The sequence below is a fragment of the Parashewanella spongiae genome, from assembly GCF_004358345.1.
Lineage (GTDB): Bacteria > Pseudomonadota > Gammaproteobacteria > Enterobacterales > Shewanellaceae > Parashewanella > Parashewanella spongiae.
The window spans coordinates 110,573-127,443 of record NZ_CP037952.1 but is presented as its reverse complement, the minus strand read 5'-3'; the positions used below and the strand labels follow the sequence as shown (position 1 = coordinate 127,443).

Here is a 16,871-nt window from a genome sequence, read left to right as displayed (position 1 = left end):
TTTTTGTTTTAACCTGAATAAATCTTCATTGAGAATTTGGCCTTATTACAACAAATAGTTTTAACTGTAACTATTTTAACTGTAATTACTTTAACGATATTGGCATGCAAAAACACAGCTGACTAAAAACAATAAAAACCACTTAAAAACAAATATATAAACATCGCCACCAAGTAACATTTTCACCAAAACTATTTTCACCACCTGCTTTTCATTCCTAAAAGCGCACCTTGATAATTAGAGTTCTAACTATTATCATGCTCGTTGATTGAACGTTCAATCAACTTTCATTCATAACACTTTAATTGAGAATGTGCCGAACTATGTCAAGGAACGAAATAAAATATCAGCGCAAAAAAGAGCTGATTAACGCTACCCTCAAATCCGTTGAATGTTTTGGTTTGCATAACACCACGATCAACACCATTAGTGCTAATGCTGGATTATCTTCCGGGATCATCAGTCATTACTTTGGTGGTAAACAAGGATTGATTGAAGCCACACTTCGTTACCTCATTGACGGCCTTAAACAAGCATTACTCAGCCAAACCAGAGATCGCAATTTGTCTCCTGAGCAACGATTATTGCTGATTGTTGAAGCTAACTTTACTGACTTACAGCAATCTAATGCGGCAACAAAAACTTGGCTCAGCTTCTGGGCTCAAGCTATGCATGATGATGCATTAGCCCGCTTACAACGCGTCAATAATCAAAGACTGTATAGCAATTTATTATTTTCATTTTCACAAGTCTTAGAGCGTACTTCGGCCATTCAAGCCGCCAAACAAACCGCCGCAATGATTGACGGTTTTTGGTTGCGCAGCGCATTGGATAGCGATCCAAAGCAGGCTTTCGAACAAGCCAAAAAACTATGTAAAAGTTTCATCTCTGTACAACTTCAAGGGACTGACAAGGCTCTACAAAGAGCATCTTAGTGCCAAATCAACCGATTTCCATCGTATTACTATGGCGCACGAGCCATAGGGAGAATTTTTATGTCAGTTGTTTATCGTAATTATATCAATGGTCAGTACCTTGCTAATGACACAGGTGAAACCTTTGAAGTGATCAACCCAGCGACTGGGGAAGTTAGTTATTTAGTCGAAGTGGCCGATGCTAAAGTGCAACAAGCCGCCATAATCAGTGCACAGCAAGGTTTCCAATTGTGGTCAACCATGAGTGGTATGGAACGATGCCGAATTTTATTAAAAGCCGTTGAGTTGCTTCGCCAGCGTAATGATGAGTTGGCTGCAATTGAAGTCATTGATACCGGTAAACCTTGGCAAGAAGCCTCTGTGGTCGATGTCGCCAGTGGCGCTGACTCGATTGAATTTTTTGCTGGTCTTGCCGCAGGAATCGAAGGTGCTCAACAGCAAGTCGGTGATGATTTTTACTATACTCGTCGTGAACCCCTTGGTATTTGCGCAGGGATTGGCGCGTGGAATTATCCACTGCAAATAGCCTGTTGGAAGTCAGCGCCTGCATTGGCTTCAGGTAACGCGATGTTATTTAAGCCTTCTGAAGAAACACCGCTTGGCGCTTTAAAACTGGCTGAAATTTTTTCTGAGGCAGGTGTCCCTGATGGTGTATTTAATGTCATTCAAGGTGACGGCCTTGTTGGCGCATGGATGACATCCCACTCTGACATTGCCAAAGTATCTTTTACTGGTGAAGTGGGAACAGGCCAAAAAGTCATGGCTGCGGCCGCAGGCTCACTGAAAGATGTCACCATGGAACTTGGCGGCAAATCACCACTCATTATTTTTGACGACGCAGACATCGATAATGCCGTATCAGCGGCCATGCTCGGTAACTTTTACACCCAAGGTGAAATTTGTACCAACGGCACTCGTGTTTTCGTGCACGATTCAGTTTATCCAATCTTTATTGAGAAATTGCTTAAGCGCACCAAAGACAATATTGTTTGTGGTGATCCTATGGCTGAAGAAACCAATTTCGGTGCATTAATTTCCAAAGCACATCAACAAAAAGTGATGGAATACATCAATATTGGTATTCAAGAAGGGGCTGAATTACTGTGTGGCGGCACCATCCTATCACCTGACTCAGCGCCTAATGGTTGTTTTGTCGCGCCAACGATTTTCGGAAATTGCACTGATGATATGGTCATCTGCAAAGAGGAAATTTTTGGCCCTGTCATGTCGGTTCTCAAATTTACCGATGAAGCTGACGTCATCGCCCGTGCTAATGATACTCAAATGGGATTAGCTGCGGCCGTGTTTACTCAAAACATTACCCGCGCTCATCGAGTGATTCATCAGATGCAAGCGGGTATTTGCTGGATCAATGCTTATGGCGCCTCTCCAGCAGAAATGCCTGTCGGTGGTTATAAAATGTCTGGCATTGGCCGTGAAAATGGCACAGAAACCCTAAAAGCTTATACCCAAGTGAAAGCGGTATACGTTGGCATGCAACCGCTTGAAAGCCCATTTTAAGGTATCTTTAACTATGTCTGATCAAAACAAAAAATACGACTACATTATTGTTGGTGCCGGTTCTGCTGGGTGCGTGCTTGCCAACAGATTGTCTGAAGATACCAACAACTCAGTATTATTATTAGAAACTGGCGGCAGCGATAAAAGCATTTTCATTCAAATGCCAACCGCATTATCCATTCCAATGAATTCCAAGAAATACGCATGGCAGTTTGAAACCGAACCCGAACAAGGGCTAGATAATCGTCGAATGCATTGTCCTCGCGGTAAAGTGTTGGGCGGTTCATCATCCATAAATGGCATGGTATATGTTCGTGGTCATGGGATGGACTTCGACGAATGGCAACAACATGGTGCCGATGGTTGGGACTATGCCCATTGCTTACCTTACTTTAAAAAAGCCGAAACATGGGCTTTTGGTGAGGATGATTACCGCGGCGACCAAGGCGAGCTTGCCGTAAATAATGGTAACCAAATGCGTAACCCTCTTTATAAAGCCTTTATTGATGCAGGCGTGGATGCTGGTTACTTAGCGACAGCGGATTACAATGGCGCACAACAAGAAGGCTTTGGCCCCATGCACATGACCATTAAAGATGGTGTGCGCTGGTCAACATCAAATGCTTATTTACGCCCTGCCATGAAGCGTCCTAATCTTACAGTTGTGACGCATGCAGTGGTTCACAAAGTGATGCTTGAGAATAAAACCGCCACTGGTGTGTGTTATCAACGTAAAGGCAAAACCATCGAAGTACATTGCAATAAAGAGGTGATTTTGTCCGCAGGTCCAGTGGGTTCACCGCACATATTACAGCTATCAGGAGTTGGTGATAAATCCACTTTAAATGCTGCGGGTGTTGAGTTAAAACATGAGTTAGCTGGTGTCGGGAAAAACTTACAAGATCACTTAGAGTTTTATTTTCAATTCACATGTACCCAGCCGATTTCGCTCAATGGTAGCTTAGATCCATTAAGCAAATTAGCCATTGGCACCCGCTGGATTTTAAATAAATCGGGCTTAGGCGCGACCAATCATTTTGAGTCTTGTGGCTTTATCCGTTCTAAAGCTAATTTGGCATGGCCAGATCTACAATATCACTTTTTGCCTGCCGCCATGCGTTATGACGGTAAAGAAGCGTTTGCAGGGCATGGCTTTCAAGTGCATATTGGCCACAACAAACCCAAAAGCCGCGGCGCCGTCACGCTAGTGTCTGCGAACCCAAACGTGGCTCCTAAGATTAGCTTTAATTATTTGTCAGAGCCTGAAGATATTGAAGGCTTCCGCGCTTGTGTGCGCCTGACCCGTGAAATCATTAATCAACCTGCACTTGACGATTACCGAGGTGAAGAAATTCAGCCCGGTATCGCGGTTCAAACCGATGAGCAAATCGATCAATTTGTGCGTCAATCGGTCGAGTCGGCTTATCACCCTTCTTGTTCATGCAAAATGGGCACAGATCCTCTTGCAGTGGTTGATCCGCAAACCAAAGTACATGGTTTGACGGGGTTACGGATCGTTGATTCGTCAATTTTCCCAACTATTCCAAACGGAAACTTGAACGCGCCCACCATTATGGTGGCTGAAAGGGCAGCCGACTTAATATTGGGCAAGGCGCCTCTGCCAGCGAGTGATGCTGAAGTTCGATTAGGGACAGATTGGCAACAACGTCAACGCGAAACTACGCCTAAGCGTGTGGTGAGCTAATGCGATTGAACCTAAATAAACGAGTTTTACACCGTGGCGAAGTATCTGCCACAGCCTTTGAGTAGCGGTGCTGATTGCCACTATTCAAAATGGCTAAAAGGTCTGATCCAAGTACTTGCGTAGTTATAACGGTCGATCACAATTTCAATAAATAATGTGTTTTATGATTATTTATCGAAATTGATGATCACACTGTTTTTATCTTGTGACCATAACATTCGTGTTATTGGTCAGTTGGCTCGATATGGTTGCTCATTCGTCGAATGACACCCAACACCTTGTGCATTTTTTTTCATAAATAAGAGCACTGTATGAACATTACTACAACAATAACTGGAGGCCTATGATGACCTCTTTACTTACCTTCGGTATTTTATTCACGATTTTGAGTATCGCCTTCATCATTTACCGATGGGGCAATGTGAAATGCGTCGGCGTTACACCTGCACGCACCTATACATTCATCGCGATTCTATTTACATCTGGCTTAGATGTGGGCTTGATTATGTTCCCACTAACTGAATTTGCAGGATATGCGGATGTCGCCACCAGCCCTGAGTATGGATTTACCAACCCACTCGCCATTGAGTTTGGTTTTTGGGCATTTTTAATCTGGGGCTTCTACTTTTTAACTTGTTTTTATTTTTGTGTCATAGAGCCAAGAGTCAAGTTTTTTGAAATTGGTATCGTCAAGTTCATCAATAACCTTGTTATCATTGGTACTTGTGCGTTTACCGCTTATTTATTGTTATCAAACTTACCTTGGTATTTACCCGAAATAGGTGACGGTGAAACGATAGTTGGTAGCTTTTATTTAATTGTTTTAGCCGTGATTGCTATTGCTGTCTATTCAAGCACCAGCTTACGCTATGTCCGATATTTGAGCCTTGCCAGCACTTGGTTATTCCTTGGTTTAATCGCTATCATGTGGGCAGGTGCTTTTTTACCAGCAGAAAACAGCCTCGGTGAATTTGCACAGACTTTTAGCCTGCTGGGTGGCTACTTTAGCAATCTCCATCACTTTGTGTTGCCACTGAATGATTACCACGAATTTTACTTATTTTGGTGGTTTGCGTGGAGCATTATGATCGGTCAGTTCACCTCTCGATTTGTGGGTGGTATGAAAGCCTATCAAGTCTTGATTGCGATGATGGTTTACCCGTCTATACCCATCGCGATTTGGTTCACCATTCTGTACTACTTCAGCTCAAATGGTATCGATACGACTGGCTTGTACAACCTCGCCATGGTTGTCGTGGGTGTCACTTTTGTGATCAATTCACTCGATTCACTCATCCGTCTGTACACCGATAACTTGAACCTTACTGTAAAACGCTTTGGGAAAACCAAGTACTTTATCGGTAATCTCGTACTGCTTTCAGGGCTAACATTATTATTCAAATTGGACTTCTTACAAATTCAATGGGTCGGTGCACTCGCCATTGGTCTACTTGTAGCCTGTTTTGTTTATATCCTGCGATATAAATTTAATGAAGTAAACGCCATCGAAAGCTCACCGTCAGCGAACCAACTCGACTTCTCGAAGCTAGTACACGCTAAGTAACAATGAATATTAAAATAATAACGATCAATGGAATAAATAGAATGAAAAAAACAATACTAGTCTTAGGAACACTTGCGGCACTGACCTTACCTAGCCTAGCGGTAGCGGGTGCAAGCTCAACCGTTATAGCTGTATCGGATTACAGTTATAACGGTTACAGCCAAACAGAAGAAAAGCCCGCATTACAAGCCAGCTTAGATTACGGTTGGGACAATGGCTGGTACGTTGGCACTTTTGCATCTAATGTCGATTTTGCTGGCGGCGGTAGCGATCTTGAGTGGGATGCCTATGTGGGTAAATACTTCCAACTGAATGATAATTTAGGTTTAGATACTGGTATTTCCTATTACAGCTATCACGGTGGTGACACCTCTTCTGACCTTAACTATGCAGAAGTATATACACAACTGGATATAGCATCTTCAGTCGGCCAATCTGAGCTAAGAGTCGCTTACGCGTGGGATTACTTTGGTTTCGATACATCACATGTTGTTGCACTAGCCGCACATACTGTTGAAGTTTCTGAAGGCCACAGCCTACGTTTGAGTTTTTCTCGTTCAATGTCACAAGACGAAACAAAGTGGGCTTGGGAAGGCGCAAAAGCTTATAACAATGTACGCCTTGCTTATTTAACCAGCGTTAATAACTTTGATTTTGATATTTCTGTCGAAGACACCAATATGAATGTTGATGAAGGTGATGCACGAGTTGTATTATCTGTGGCACGTACTTTTGCATTTTAAATAATGCATTAATTTTATCATCAGGCAGAATGGGCCAAAACCGCTCTGCCTTTTTTAACTAACCTTTTGTTGAGACGTTTATGGAAAAATACGAAGAACTATTGATATCACTACGCCGCGTTACACGTGCCATTGATATCCATTCTCGTCGCTTAAATAAACAATCAGGACTCACCGCTCCGCAATTACTGGTCATCCAGACCATTAATAAATTAACGGCACCTTTAGCCAAACAAATTGCACAAGACATCAATCTTAGTCCTGCAACTGTCACCACGATTATTGACCGCTTAGAAAGCCGTAATATTGTTATCCGCACTCGCAGTCAACAAGACAAAAGAAAAGTGCATTTATCATTAAGTGATGCAGGTAAGGCTTTGCTCACAAATTCACCGAAACCATTGCAAGAGCATTTTATAAAGCGTTATCAGAATTTAGAAAGTTGGGAACAAAGCCAATTGTTGTTTGCCGTAGAACGAATCGCTTCCATGATGGATGCTGAAGAACTGGACGCAGCTCCAGTATTACTCGTCGGCGAAGAAATCAGCTAATTCCAGTGACTTCGCTGATGTGATGGTAAAGGAGATAGCTTTCTACCTCCTTTCTGAGATTTATTTATGGTTAATCCTAAAAACATCAATTGAACGCTGAGTATACGAGTAACTGTTTGAGCAATACGATGATTTTATTATCATGTTTTTCACCAGTGCTCTACGCTCACAAGCTTGCTAAAATGACTGCTATCTGCGTTGTAACTTTTGCAAGTAGAACAACTACTTGCTGCAAACTACGTCTTACTATCAGCCATTTTTTCTACGCTAGTGAACGCAGTCAACAGATGTTTCTAGGTTAATGGATCGCTCGTTCGCCCAAAAAGTTGAGCATTTGGCAATCACCTTCAAATACTGCCACTATCACTTTTGCTTTTTTATAGTCATGTGGTAACACAATTCGCTTATCTTTAGTTTGAGTAATGTTGGTCAATACTTCGGTTTTGATGGTCAAACTGATTGGTGCATCGTAATAAAGCACGGTTATTGTTATTTTATCCGTCATGTATTTCTCACTCATCCATTTGTGATACCAATACTTGCCTTATACCAATTACAGTAATTAATCTCTCACTCAGCAAGAGCTAAAGGGTTTAAGACACAAGCTCGAAGTACTATATTCCCTACGGCCGCCATACAAAGCTGGCGTTCAACGCACTTCGTGCTTTTGTCGGGATAATTCAAGTGCTTGTAACGCAGTAATGGAAACCTTTAGCCTTGCTCCTCGGGAGCTTGTAAGTGCTCACTTTGGTTATAAAGAATGCTTCTCAAAATTGTCTTGACGTAGCAATGTAATAACGACAGCTGTGTATATCGGTAACAACTATGCCTTCATCAATTTCGATTGCACTTTGAGCACATACATAGCTCTGAGTTGAGCATTTAATTACTGTAATTGGTATTACCTCTAGATTGCAGAACGACTTCCAACTTAAATACAACCAAGAAGCATTTTTATTTAGATTAAAACAATTAACCAATAGAAGATAGTATTAATACCAATTACCTAACTTTCATCCGATTATTATTATCTCGACTGCGGCGGATCAGCTGATCACCCATAAAATCAGCTTGCTGTCCTTTTTGAACACTTTTGGCTAATCGGTCGTAAAGCAACACATTGACCGAAGCCGCTAAGTTCATGCAGCCAACCGTCGGGACATAAACGACAGCGTCAGCTTTATCAATGAGATCTTGCTCCACTGTGCCATCCTCGGGTCCAAACACGTAAAAAGCGTTTTCTGGATGATCAAATTCTGGCAGAGGAATCGCGCCTTCTACCAAATCGACACAGACAATTTTTGTTCCTTCAGGCACAGCAGACAGTAAGGTTTCTACTTTATTCAGTGGGATCCGCTGTGCGGCCTTTTTGGTATCCACTTGATACTGCGCCTCCCCTGAACGTGCAGCAAGTTCATAGCGTCTGCCGGTATACCACACAGCATCAACTTGGTAGCAACCACTGGCTCGCATGATGCCATTGACATTTACTGGTGTTTTTGGGTTTTGTAATCCTATGCTGACGTAGTTTTTAGTCATGGGTAAGCTCTGTCGACTCGATTTACTATGAGGTTAGTTGGCCGCTACTATCTACAATTCCTCAAATAGCTTCAAGGGATTTTTATTTACCATAAAAAAACGCACTTTACGTGCGTTTTAATGAACCAAGATTAGCCCAAATTACATATTCGGATAATTCGGGCCGCCACCTCCCTCTGGAGTGATCCAAGTAATATTTTGGCTTGGATCTTTAATATCACAGGTTTTACAGTGAATACAGTTTTGACCATTGATGACAAACTTCTTCTCGCCAGCCTCTTCAACCACTTCGTACACACCTGCAGGACAATAACGCTGAGCCGGTTCATCAAACTTGGTTAAATTAACCTGAATAGGAATATTTTTATCTTTAAGATGTAAATGACAAGGCTGATCTTCTTCATGAAAAGTATTGGACAAATAAACTGAAGACAACTTATCGAAGGTTAATTTGCCATCGGGTTTTGGGTATTCAATGACTTTGTAGGCTGACGTTTCTGCCATTTGGGCATAATCAGGCTTTTCATCACGCAAAGTAATGGGGAAGTTCCCCCCAAACCAATTTTGATCGATATAGTTAAACGCACCACCAAGTAAGGTACCAAATTTATGTAATGCGGGGCCAAAATTGCGTGAACTACGTAATTCTGGGTACAGCCAACTTTCTTCAAATCGCTTTTGGAAACAGTCAAGGTCTTTGCCGCCTTCCACGCCAGCAATCAATGCTTCAGCAATGGTTTCAGCCGCTAACATGCCACTTTTCATGGCCGTGTGAGTGCCTTTAATTTTGGCAAAATTTAATGTGCCTGCATCACACCCCACCAGCAAACCACCGGGGAAGCTCATTTTAGGTAATGAATTTAAACCACCCTTCGCTATCGCTCGGGCACCATAGCTGATCCGTTCACCGCCTTGTAAATATTTAGCGATCACCGGATGTGTTTTATAACGTTGGAATTCATCAAATGGGCTTAAATGCGGGTTTTGATAGTTCAAATCAACAATCAATCCAACCACCACTTGGTTGTCTTCCATGTGATACAAGAAACCACCACCCGATGCCCCTTCGGTTAACGGCCAACCACCAGTATGCACAACTTTGCCTTGCTGATGCTGCTCTGCAGGCACTTTCCAAATTTCTTTGAACCCTAAGCCGTAATGCTGGGGCGTTTTACCGTTATCCAATTTGAATTGATTGATCAACTGCTTGCCTAAATGACCGCGGCATCCTTCAGAAAATACTGTGTATTTAGCATGTAATTCCATGCCCGGCATATAGCTGTCTTTCTGTTGACCATCAACATCCAGCCCCATATCGCCAATGAGTATACCTTTCACGCTGTTATCATCGTGATATAAAATTTCACTGGCGGCAAAACCTGGGAATATTTCTACACCAAGCTCTTCAGCTTGGGCCGCCAACCAACGACTTAAGTTACCGACACTAATAATGTAATTACCATCGTTATGCATTGTTTTAGGCACAAAGGCGTTTGGCATTAAGCGACCAGTATCGGATGAATTTAATAGATAAATTTCATCGTCTGTCACTGCCGTATTCAATGGCGCTTGTCGTTCTTTCCAGTCACCAAACAACTCACCCAGCACTTTAGGCTCAAAAACTGCGCCAGAAAGTATGTGAGCACCCACTTCAGAACCTTTTTCAACCACACAAACTGTGATTTCTTGTTCTGTTTTTTGAGCAATTTGCATTAACCGACATGCAGTAGCAAGACCAGCGGGGCCCGCTCCTACTATCATCACATCGAATTCCATTGATTCGCGTTCCATCTTCTCACCTTTTGTCTGCTGTCCCCGTTTGTTACTGATTAAGTACTCTTTAAAAGATAGTCATAACCAGCAAACTCGAGTGTTTTATTGTGCATAAAGCCACAATACCCCAAAAGCCGTAAACACCCAAAACAGAAACGATAAATTAATAAAATTCGAAGCCATTAATTTAATGAGTAATGTCACAAATACTTAACGCCCTCTTGACCCAGCGCAAGTTTTTGCACGGTTTGACTATCACCACGGTACTGATTTATTTATAATCTTTTTTCGACGGTTCTCCGAGCCTTTTATCCTACGTTTCGTGTCAGCTATGTGATAGCTAAAAATAGGGATAACTGGCCGTGGCAATAAGGCCACCAGGGTGACATCAGAAATGATTTCACCTCCCGCACTTGGAAAGGTGATCATGTCTCAATTAGTAGATGATTTTGGTCGTGAGTTTAATTACTTACGGCTGTCAGTGACTGATGTTTGTAATTTTAAATGCAGTTATTGCCTCCCCGACGGTTACCGCCCTAACGGTAAACCGCAATTTTTGGCACTCGATGAAATTAGACGGTTAATTCAAGCTTTTGCCAAAGTAGGTACCCAAAAAATCCGTATTACTGGCGGAGAACCTACGTTACGAAAAGATTTTATCGATATCATTCATGCCGTAAAAGATGTTGGTAGTATTCATACCATTGCAACCACAACCAATGGATATCGCCTCGAAAAAAACGCCAAAGGCTGGTTTGATGCTGGACTTAGACGCATTAATGTTTCTATGGATAGCCTTGATCCCAAGCAGTTTCAGCAAATTACTGGTGAAAATAAATTTCACGAAGTCATGCGTGGAATTGACGCTGCGCTGGATGCGGGTTTTGAACGCATTAAAATTAATGCAGTGCTACTTAAAGATCTCAATGACACTGATTTACCAAAATTTATCCAATGGTTAAAACAGCGTCCAATCGATGTACGTTTTATTGAGTTAATGGAAACTGGGCTCGGCCACGAATATTTTTCAAAGCATCATTTAAGCGGTGAGACCATTAAAGCACGACTCATGGCTGAAGGCTGGTTAAGGCAAATGCCAAGTGCCACCGATGGGCCCGCACAAAATTTCTGTCACCCTGACTATCAAGGCCGTTTCGGGTTAATCATGCCCTACTCTAAAAACTTTTGTGCGACTTGTAATCGCCTTAGGGTTTCAGCAACGGGTAAACTGCATCTATGTTTGTTCACCGAGTCCGGCATTGATTTACGTGATTTGTTACAGCATGACGCACAGCAAGCCGAATTGATTGAACGCTTACATCAACAGCTGCATCAGAAAAAATCCACCCATGAATTGCATCAAGGCATCACAGGTGTTACTCAGCATTTAGCTTCTATTGGTGGCTAAGACACAATAAACAACGAGAACAACAATGGCAAAATGTACCACTAAAGAGTTTATGCCTTTAACGATTGCCGTAATGACAGTATCTGATAGGCATACCCTAGAGTCAGACACTTCAGGTCACTATTTGGCTGATGCGTTAACGGCTGCAGGCCATTTATTGGCCGATCACATGATCATAAATGACAACCGATATCAGATAAGAGCTCAGGTATCTCAATGGATTGCCGATGACAGTATTCATGCTGTCATCATCAATGGTGGAACCGGCTTTACTCAGCACGATTCCACACCTATCGCCGTGGCACCATTGTTTGATCGCAATATGGAGGGCTTTGGTGAGCTATTTCGCCATTTAAGCTTTGAAGATATCGGTACGTCGAGCGTGCAATCACGTGCCATCGCAGGACTGGCCAATCAGACTGCAATTTTTTGTATACCCGGTTCACCAGGTGCTTGTAAGCTAGGCTGGGAAAAAATAATTTCTGAGCAACTTGATGCTCGCCACCGTCCGTGTAATTTTGTCGGCCATCTGACTCAACGAACTGAGAACCATAAATGAACCATCCTTTATCCCATTTAAATGCGGCGGGCGAAGCCCACATGGTTGATGTTGGCGATAAGACCATCACCGAGCGAATAGCACGGGCAGAATCCTGTATTGACATGTCCGCTGACACTTTGGCGCTTATTTTATCTGGCGAACATCATAAAGGTGATGTGTTCGCTACAGCGCGAATTGCTGGGATCATGGCCGCAAAAAAAACCGCTGATTTGATCCCTTTATGTCATCCATTAATGTTAACCAAAGTTGAAGTTGACTTGATCCCAGAGCTTGAACACAATCGAGTCCGTATTACTTCGCTGTGTAAGCTTACTGGTAAAACGGGTGTTGAGATGGAAGCACTTACGGCTGCATCTGTTGCGGCGTTAACCATTTACGATATGTGTAAAGCGGTACAAAAAGACATGATCATCAGCCAAGTAAAATTATTAGAAAAACAAGGCGGTAAATCGGGTCACTTTATCGCAAAAGAAAATGCTAACAAGGGGAGCCAATGATAAACGTACTTTTTTTTGCTCAAGTTCGAGAATTATTAGGATGCTCAAAACTCAGCGTTGAACCATCGGCCGAGATACACAATGCCGACACTTTGCGCGAACATCTTGCAAGAAAGAATGATAAATGGGCAAAGGTGATGGCATCAGATAAATTGTTAGTCGCGATTAATCAAGAACTTTGTCCGTGGGATATGGTAATCAGTGATGGCGACGAAATCGCTTTTTTTCCTCCAGTAACCGGTGGTTAATCGATGCTAAACACAAGCTGCTCAACGACCGTACGCGTACAACAAAACGATTTCAGCCTTGCTGACGAGTATGAAAAGCTCAACCAAGATCAGACCGATGGCGCCGTCGTCACCTTTATTGGCAAGGTACGCGATTTTAATGATGGCTCGGTTGTCACGGATCTCAGTTTAGAGCACTACCCAGGCATGACCGAAAAAGTACTGAATGATTTAGTGGCTGATTCACGTCACCGCTGGCCGATCAATCATGTCACAATTATTCACCGTGTTGGCACTATGGCGCTAGGTGAACAGATTGTCTTCATTGGTGTCACCAGTATGCACCGGCAAGCAGCATTCAATGCTTGTGAGTTCCTCATAGATTTTTTAAAAACAAAAGCGCCTTTTTGGAAACTAGAATCTACCCTAGAAGGTGAAAAATGGGTCGATGCCAGAGACAGTGACACCAAAACGGCTGAGCAGTGGCAATAACATGCAATGGCTTTTTATATTACGTTCTTTAGTTTTATCTTTATTGCTTGGCTTAAACCTATTGTCAATACCGACTTACGCCGCAGATTCACCAGCTATCGCTGCGGCCGCCAACGTTCGTTTTGCTTTACATGCCATTGCACAGCAATTTACTCAAGAGACTCACTTAACCATAAGGCCAAGTTATGGCTCATCTGGCCAATTAACTCAACAAATTCTGAATGGTGCCCCTTTTGAAATATTCATCAGTGCTGACAGTCATTACCCTCTTTTGCTCGAGGAAGCCGAAAAAACTCAAGGCCGCCTCGTTGTTTATGCCATTGGCCGCTTAGCCATCATTAAATCCCGTGACTCAAACCTGCTTCTTGACGCTAAATTACAAGGGCTTTCACAAGCATTAACCAATAACCAGATCGCTCGATTTGCCATCGCAACCCCCGCTCACGCGCCTTACGGACTACGGGCTAAAGATGCACTTATCCAGCAGCAATTGTGGAAACCAATTGAAAATAAATTAATTTATGGTGAAAATGTCGCCCAAGCCGCGCAATTTGCGTTATCAAATTCAGCTCAAGGTGGCATTGTGGCTCTTTCACTGGTTAAAGCACCAGCATTTCACGAGCATGGTGAGTTTTCTATCATAGACCAAGGGTTACATCAGCCTTTGTTGCAGTCTATGGTGTTGACCTCAACAGCTGGAGCCACAGCGAAACACTTTTTTCAGTACTTACAATCTGATACGGCGCGAGACATCTTTGTTCAATACGGTTTTGATTTACCTCGCCAAGATTAAATCGATAAATTATTTTATGTAAGGAGCTCTATGGATTGGCAAGCGTTATTATTGTCCATCAAATTAAGTCTGGTGACGACAATTTTGCTGATCCCATTAGCCATCATTACTGCCAGAGTACTCGCCTTTCGAAATTTCGCCGGTAAACATTGGTTAGAAGCACTATTGATGACGCCCCTCATCCTTCCTCCGACTGTTATTGGTTATTATTTATTGGTCGGTTTGGGTCAGCAAAGCTGGTTAGGACAGACACTACAAAGCCTAACAGGGCAGCCATTAGTGTTTCATTTTTCAGGTTTAGTGCTGGCTTCGCTGCTGATCAATATCCCATTTGCCTTGCAACCCATTCAACGTGCGTTTGAATCCATCCCTGAGGATGTTCGTGATGCTTCCGCCTGTTGTGGGTTAACTTTCTGGGAAAGCTTACTAAAAGTGGAACTCCCACTCGTTTGGCCGGGCATAGTAACGGCCATCGTCCTGTGTTTTTCACACGTTCTCGGTGAGTTTGGCGTCGTCTTAATGATTGGCGGAAATATTGAGGGCGAAACCAAAACCTTATCCATTGCCATATACGACAGTGTACAAGCCTTTGACTTTCAATCTGCTGGACGAATGTCCTTTGTATTATTAATTTTTGCGGTATCTACCTTAGCGATCAGTAGTCACTTCGCAAGAAAAATGGGCGTGCAGCATGACAGAAGATAATGGTTTACATTGCTCGATTAACATTCAATCCCCAATTTCATTAACCGCTGACTTACATTGCAAGGCTGGCGATATTCTTGCCGTATTGGGGCCTTCAGGTGCAGGGAAGTCAACATTACTGAAAACCTTAGCTGGACTAATTAAACCGGTATCTGGAATAATTTCTGTCGGAGGAAAGCAATGGAGCAATATCAATTCAGCGATTCATCTCTCCCCTCAACAACGGCATATTGGTTATGTGCCTCAACACTTTGGTTTATTTGAGCATTTATCGACAATTGACAATATTCTTATTGGATTAAAACATCTGCCTAAATCAGATCGTCAACGGCAAGCCAACAAATGGTTACACTTGGTTGACTTATTACCACAGAAACATAAGCGCCCAAATCAATTATCTGGTGGACAGCGACAGCGAGTGGCATTAGCACGAGCACTCGCTCGTGAACCTTCGGTACTGCTGCTTGATGAACCATTTTCTGCGGTAGATAACCAAACCAGAGAAATGCTCCATATTGCGTTGCTCAAACTTAAGTCTGAAATCCGTTGTCCCGTTGTCATGGTTACTCACAACCATCAGGAAGCCATGCTGCTGGCAGATAATATTCTCATTGTTGATGCAGGTAAAACCGTACAGCAAGGTACAGTCAGTGAACTGCTTCAATCTCCAAAATCAATTGCAGTAGCGAGACAGTTAGGTATCAATAATATCTTTCCGGTTACGGTGACGGATCACAATGTCAGCCAGCAATTAACTTGGTTTTCATTGGCTGGCTCCACGGTATGTACCGCCGATATTTTACCTCGAACTATTGGTGATACGGTAATGTGTTTATTGCCTCACGATGCCAATATTCATCGACATCTTGACGAAGTAGAAAGCAACCACACTCATTTTGAGCTGCAATTAATCTCTAGCTACGAGTTACATAATCGCACTCAGATCCTTGGTTTCATCGCAGGAACACCTACAGCGTTAAGGCTAGAAATAAACCGTAAACTTCCTTCTACCGCATCATCATCTTCGATTTATGTAAGCATTCCAGCAACAGAAATTCGATTAATCACTGAATTTGAATGACTAATTACACAGTAACCAACTAATTTAATAGCTTTTTATTAAGATGATCAAAGCTTAATCTTATCGACATAGGGATTTAAACCTTGTTTAGTTAGACTGAGACTATTCAAAGAGTATGACTGCCTATAGGAATCTGTATGATTAAGCTCGAAATCTTAAGTGTAAATAGTAATGCTCAATGACAGCTGGCTCCTGTTGTTTCTATGAGCATTGTTTGATAACAATAATCTGATTCTGGGGGGAGTAGTTAATGCGCTGGCTGCTTAGCTTATTACTTTATAGTGGTATTGTGTTTTCGACACCCACGACCCTTTCTCAAATAACGGGCAGTCCGTTTCAAGATCCCATGGAAACGATGCGTATAGTAGAAAAAACCCAATCAGGCATAATTTCAAATTTTGCTATCGACATTCAAGAAAATGATGTCAGATATTTATTCAGTCTTATCAATCCAACGACCAACACCATAACTCAACTAGAATACCGTGCGCTCGATGGCCAACTTATCAAGCAAAACGTGTCTTTATACACTCCCAACCAAGGTTCAAAAATAGCTGCTATTGAGTTCATTTTTAAGAACAATCTGTCTTTTTCTGAGCTTGTTGAACTCGCAATTAAAAATAATTCTGTACATTTATTGCGCGCAGAACTGGATCATGATTTGGGCATTAGCTATCTTGAATTAAAGCTTATCGATAATAATGGACAATATCGATTAGCATTTGATGTAGAAAAACTGCGCCCATTACCATTATTGAAGTGGTACTAAGGAGTC

18 protein-coding genes and 1 riboswitch are annotated in these 16,871 nt (G+C 42.4%); of the genes, 15 read left to right on the top strand and 3 right to left on the bottom strand.

Features of this window, described 5'->3' with window-relative positions; all coding sequences use genetic code 11:
* Positions 1–323 precede the first annotated feature (323 nt).
* The 6 genes from betI (at position 324) to E2I05_RS00505 (ending at position 7,019) form a co-directional block, all read left to right on the top strand.
* Positions 324–935: a transcriptional regulator BetI gene (gene betI / locus E2I05_RS00530; protein WP_121853224.1), complete on the top strand. Its 612-nt coding sequence runs from the start codon at positions 324–326 to the stop codon at positions 933–935.
* Between the two features lie 60 nt (positions 936–995).
* Positions 996–2,456: a betaine-aldehyde dehydrogenase gene (gene betB / locus E2I05_RS00525; RefSeq protein ID WP_121853225.1), complete on the top strand. Its 1,461-nt coding sequence runs from the start codon at positions 996–998 to the stop codon at positions 2,454–2,456.
* Positions 2,457–2,469: 13 nt separating this feature from the next.
* On the top strand, positions 2,470–4,161 hold the full coding sequence (gene betA, locus E2I05_RS00520; protein WP_121853226.1) for a choline dehydrogenase: 1,692 nt from the start codon (positions 2,470–2,472) through the stop codon (positions 4,159–4,161).
* Between the two features lie 346 nt (positions 4,162–4,507).
* Positions 4,508–5,725 carry a BCCT family transporter gene (locus E2I05_RS00515; RefSeq protein ID WP_121853227.1) on the top strand — a complete coding sequence of 406 codons (1,218 nt, stop codon included), beginning with the start codon at positions 4,508–4,510 and terminating at the stop codon, positions 5,723–5,725.
* 41 nt (positions 5,726–5,766) lie between these two features.
* The gene (locus tag E2I05_RS00510; protein ID WP_121853228.1) at positions 5,767–6,468 is read left to right on the top strand and encodes a TorF family putative porin; all 702 of its coding nucleotides are present in this window, start codon (positions 5,767–5,769) and stop codon (positions 6,466–6,468) included.
* An 80-nt stretch (positions 6,469–6,548) separates the two neighbouring features.
* The gene (locus tag E2I05_RS00505; protein WP_121853229.1) at positions 6,549–7,019 is read left to right on the top strand and encodes a MarR family winged helix-turn-helix transcriptional regulator; all 471 of its coding nucleotides are present in this window, start codon (positions 6,549–6,551) and stop codon (positions 7,017–7,019) included.
* A gap of 298 nt (positions 7,020–7,317) precedes the next feature.
* Here the strand turns inward: E2I05_RS00505 and E2I05_RS00500 are convergent, their stop codons facing one another.
* The 3 genes from E2I05_RS00500 to E2I05_RS00490 form a co-directional block, all read right to left on the bottom strand.
* Complete coding sequence (locus tag E2I05_RS00500) at positions 7,318–7,539, bottom strand: DUF2375 family protein (protein WP_121853230.1); 222 nt, start codon at positions 7,537–7,539, stop codon at positions 7,318–7,320.
* Positions 7,540–8,021: 482 nt separating this feature from the next.
* Complete coding sequence (locus tag E2I05_RS00495; protein WP_121853231.1) at positions 8,022–8,558, bottom strand: RNA methyltransferase; 537 nt, start codon at positions 8,556–8,558, stop codon at positions 8,022–8,024.
* Positions 8,559–8,699: 141 nt separating this feature from the next.
* Positions 8,700–10,349: an electron transfer flavoprotein-ubiquinone oxidoreductase gene (locus tag E2I05_RS00490; protein ID WP_121853232.1), complete on the bottom strand. Its 1,650-nt coding sequence runs from the start codon at positions 10,347–10,349 to the stop codon at positions 8,700–8,702.
* Between the two features lie 267 nt (positions 10,350–10,616).
* A riboswitch (molybdenum cofactor riboswitch) is annotated at positions 10,617–10,771 on the top strand.
* Between E2I05_RS00490 and moaA the strand changes: the two genes are divergently transcribed.
* The 9 genes from moaA (at position 10,759) to E2I05_RS00445 (ending at position 16,865) form a co-directional block, all read left to right on the top strand.
* Complete coding sequence (gene moaA / locus E2I05_RS00485) at positions 10,759–11,739, top strand: GTP 3',8-cyclase MoaA (protein ID WP_121853233.1); 981 nt, start codon at positions 10,759–10,761, stop codon at positions 11,737–11,739. Its footprint overlaps the riboswitch before it by 13 nt.
* 25 nt (positions 11,740–11,764) lie before the next feature.
* Positions 11,765–12,298, top strand: coding sequence for a molybdenum cofactor biosynthesis protein B (moaB, locus tag E2I05_RS00480; protein ID WP_121853234.1), 534 nt, complete (start codon positions 11,765–11,767; stop codon positions 12,296–12,298).
* The gene (moaC, locus tag E2I05_RS00475; RefSeq protein WP_121853235.1) at positions 12,295–12,798 is read left to right on the top strand and encodes a cyclic pyranopterin monophosphate synthase MoaC; all 504 of its coding nucleotides are present in this window, start codon (positions 12,295–12,297) and stop codon (positions 12,796–12,798) included. The genes moaB and moaC overlap by 4 nt, the downstream gene beginning before the upstream one ends.
* Positions 12,795–13,046: a molybdopterin synthase sulfur carrier subunit gene (moaD, locus tag E2I05_RS00470; RefSeq protein WP_121853236.1), complete on the top strand. Its 252-nt coding sequence runs from the start codon at positions 12,795–12,797 to the stop codon at positions 13,044–13,046. The genes moaC and moaD overlap by 4 nt, the downstream gene beginning before the upstream one ends.
* 3 nt (positions 13,047–13,049) lie before the next feature.
* On the top strand, positions 13,050–13,517 hold the full coding sequence (gene moaE / locus E2I05_RS00465) for a molybdopterin synthase catalytic subunit MoaE (RefSeq protein ID WP_121853237.1): 468 nt from the start codon (positions 13,050–13,052) through the stop codon (positions 13,515–13,517).
* 1 nt (position 13,518) lies between these two features.
* Entirely contained in the window at positions 13,519–14,310 is a 792-nt protein-coding gene (gene modA, locus E2I05_RS00460) for a molybdate ABC transporter substrate-binding protein (RefSeq protein ID WP_121853238.1), read from the top strand.
* Between the two features lie 30 nt (positions 14,311–14,340).
* On the top strand, positions 14,341–15,015 hold the full coding sequence (gene modB, locus E2I05_RS00455; protein ID WP_121853239.1) for a molybdate ABC transporter permease subunit: 675 nt from the start codon (positions 14,341–14,343) through the stop codon (positions 15,013–15,015).
* Positions 15,002–16,096 carry an ABC transporter ATP-binding protein gene (locus E2I05_RS00450; RefSeq protein WP_121853240.1) on the top strand — a complete coding sequence of 365 codons (1,095 nt, stop codon included), beginning with the start codon at positions 15,002–15,004 and terminating at the stop codon, positions 16,094–16,096. The genes modB and E2I05_RS00450 overlap by 14 nt, the downstream gene beginning before the upstream one ends.
* A gap of 250 nt (positions 16,097–16,346) precedes the next feature.
* Positions 16,347–16,865 carry a hypothetical protein gene (locus E2I05_RS00445; protein ID WP_121853241.1) on the top strand — a complete coding sequence of 173 codons (519 nt, stop codon included), beginning with the start codon at positions 16,347–16,349 and terminating at the stop codon, positions 16,863–16,865.
* Positions 16,866–16,871 lie beyond the last annotated feature (6 nt).

What these genes read in the sequence shown, in the direction of transcription:
- betI (WP_121853224.1), top strand. Translation starts at nt 324, where the DNA reads ATGTCAAGGAACGAAATAAAATATCAGCGCAAAAAAGAGCTGATTAAC.
- betB (WP_121853225.1), top strand. Translation starts at nt 996, where the DNA reads ATGTCAGTTGTTTATCGTAATTATATCAATGGTCAGTACCTTGCTAAT.
- betA (WP_121853226.1), top strand. Translation starts at nt 2,470, where the DNA reads ATGTCTGATCAAAACAAAAAATACGACTACATTATTGTTGGTGCCGGT.
- E2I05_RS00515 (WP_121853227.1), top strand. Translation starts at nt 4,508, where the DNA reads ATGACCTCTTTACTTACCTTCGGTATTTTATTCACGATTTTGAGTATC.
- E2I05_RS00510 (WP_121853228.1), top strand. Translation starts at nt 5,767, where the DNA reads ATGAAAAAAACAATACTAGTCTTAGGAACACTTGCGGCACTGACCTTA.
- E2I05_RS00505 (WP_121853229.1), top strand. Translation starts at nt 6,549, where the DNA reads ATGGAAAAATACGAAGAACTATTGATATCACTACGCCGCGTTACACGT.
- E2I05_RS00500 (WP_121853230.1), bottom strand. Translation starts at nt 7,539, where the DNA reads ATGAGTGAGAAATACATGACGGATAAAATAACAATAACCGTGCTTTAT.
- E2I05_RS00495 (WP_121853231.1), bottom strand. Translation starts at nt 8,558, where the DNA reads ATGACTAAAAACTACGTCAGCATAGGATTACAAAACCCAAAAACACCA.
- E2I05_RS00490 (WP_121853232.1), bottom strand. Translation starts at nt 10,349, where the DNA reads ATGGAACGCGAATCAATGGAATTCGATGTGATGATAGTAGGAGCGGGC.
- moaA (WP_121853233.1), top strand. Translation starts at nt 10,759, where the DNA reads ATGTCTCAATTAGTAGATGATTTTGGTCGTGAGTTTAATTACTTACGG.
- moaB (WP_121853234.1), top strand. Translation starts at nt 11,765, where the DNA reads ATGGCAAAATGTACCACTAAAGAGTTTATGCCTTTAACGATTGCCGTA.
- moaC (WP_121853235.1), top strand. Translation starts at nt 12,295, where the DNA reads ATGAACCATCCTTTATCCCATTTAAATGCGGCGGGCGAAGCCCACATG.
- moaD (WP_121853236.1), top strand. Translation starts at nt 12,795, where the DNA reads ATGATAAACGTACTTTTTTTTGCTCAAGTTCGAGAATTATTAGGATGC.
- moaE (WP_121853237.1), top strand. Translation starts at nt 13,050, where the DNA reads ATGCTAAACACAAGCTGCTCAACGACCGTACGCGTACAACAAAACGAT.
- modA (WP_121853238.1), top strand. Translation starts at nt 13,519, where the DNA reads ATGCAATGGCTTTTTATATTACGTTCTTTAGTTTTATCTTTATTGCTT.
- modB (WP_121853239.1), top strand. Translation starts at nt 14,341, where the DNA reads ATGGATTGGCAAGCGTTATTATTGTCCATCAAATTAAGTCTGGTGACG.
- E2I05_RS00450 (WP_121853240.1), top strand. Translation starts at nt 15,002, where the DNA reads ATGACAGAAGATAATGGTTTACATTGCTCGATTAACATTCAATCCCCA.
- E2I05_RS00445 (WP_121853241.1), top strand. Translation starts at nt 16,347, where the DNA reads ATGCGCTGGCTGCTTAGCTTATTACTTTATAGTGGTATTGTGTTTTCG.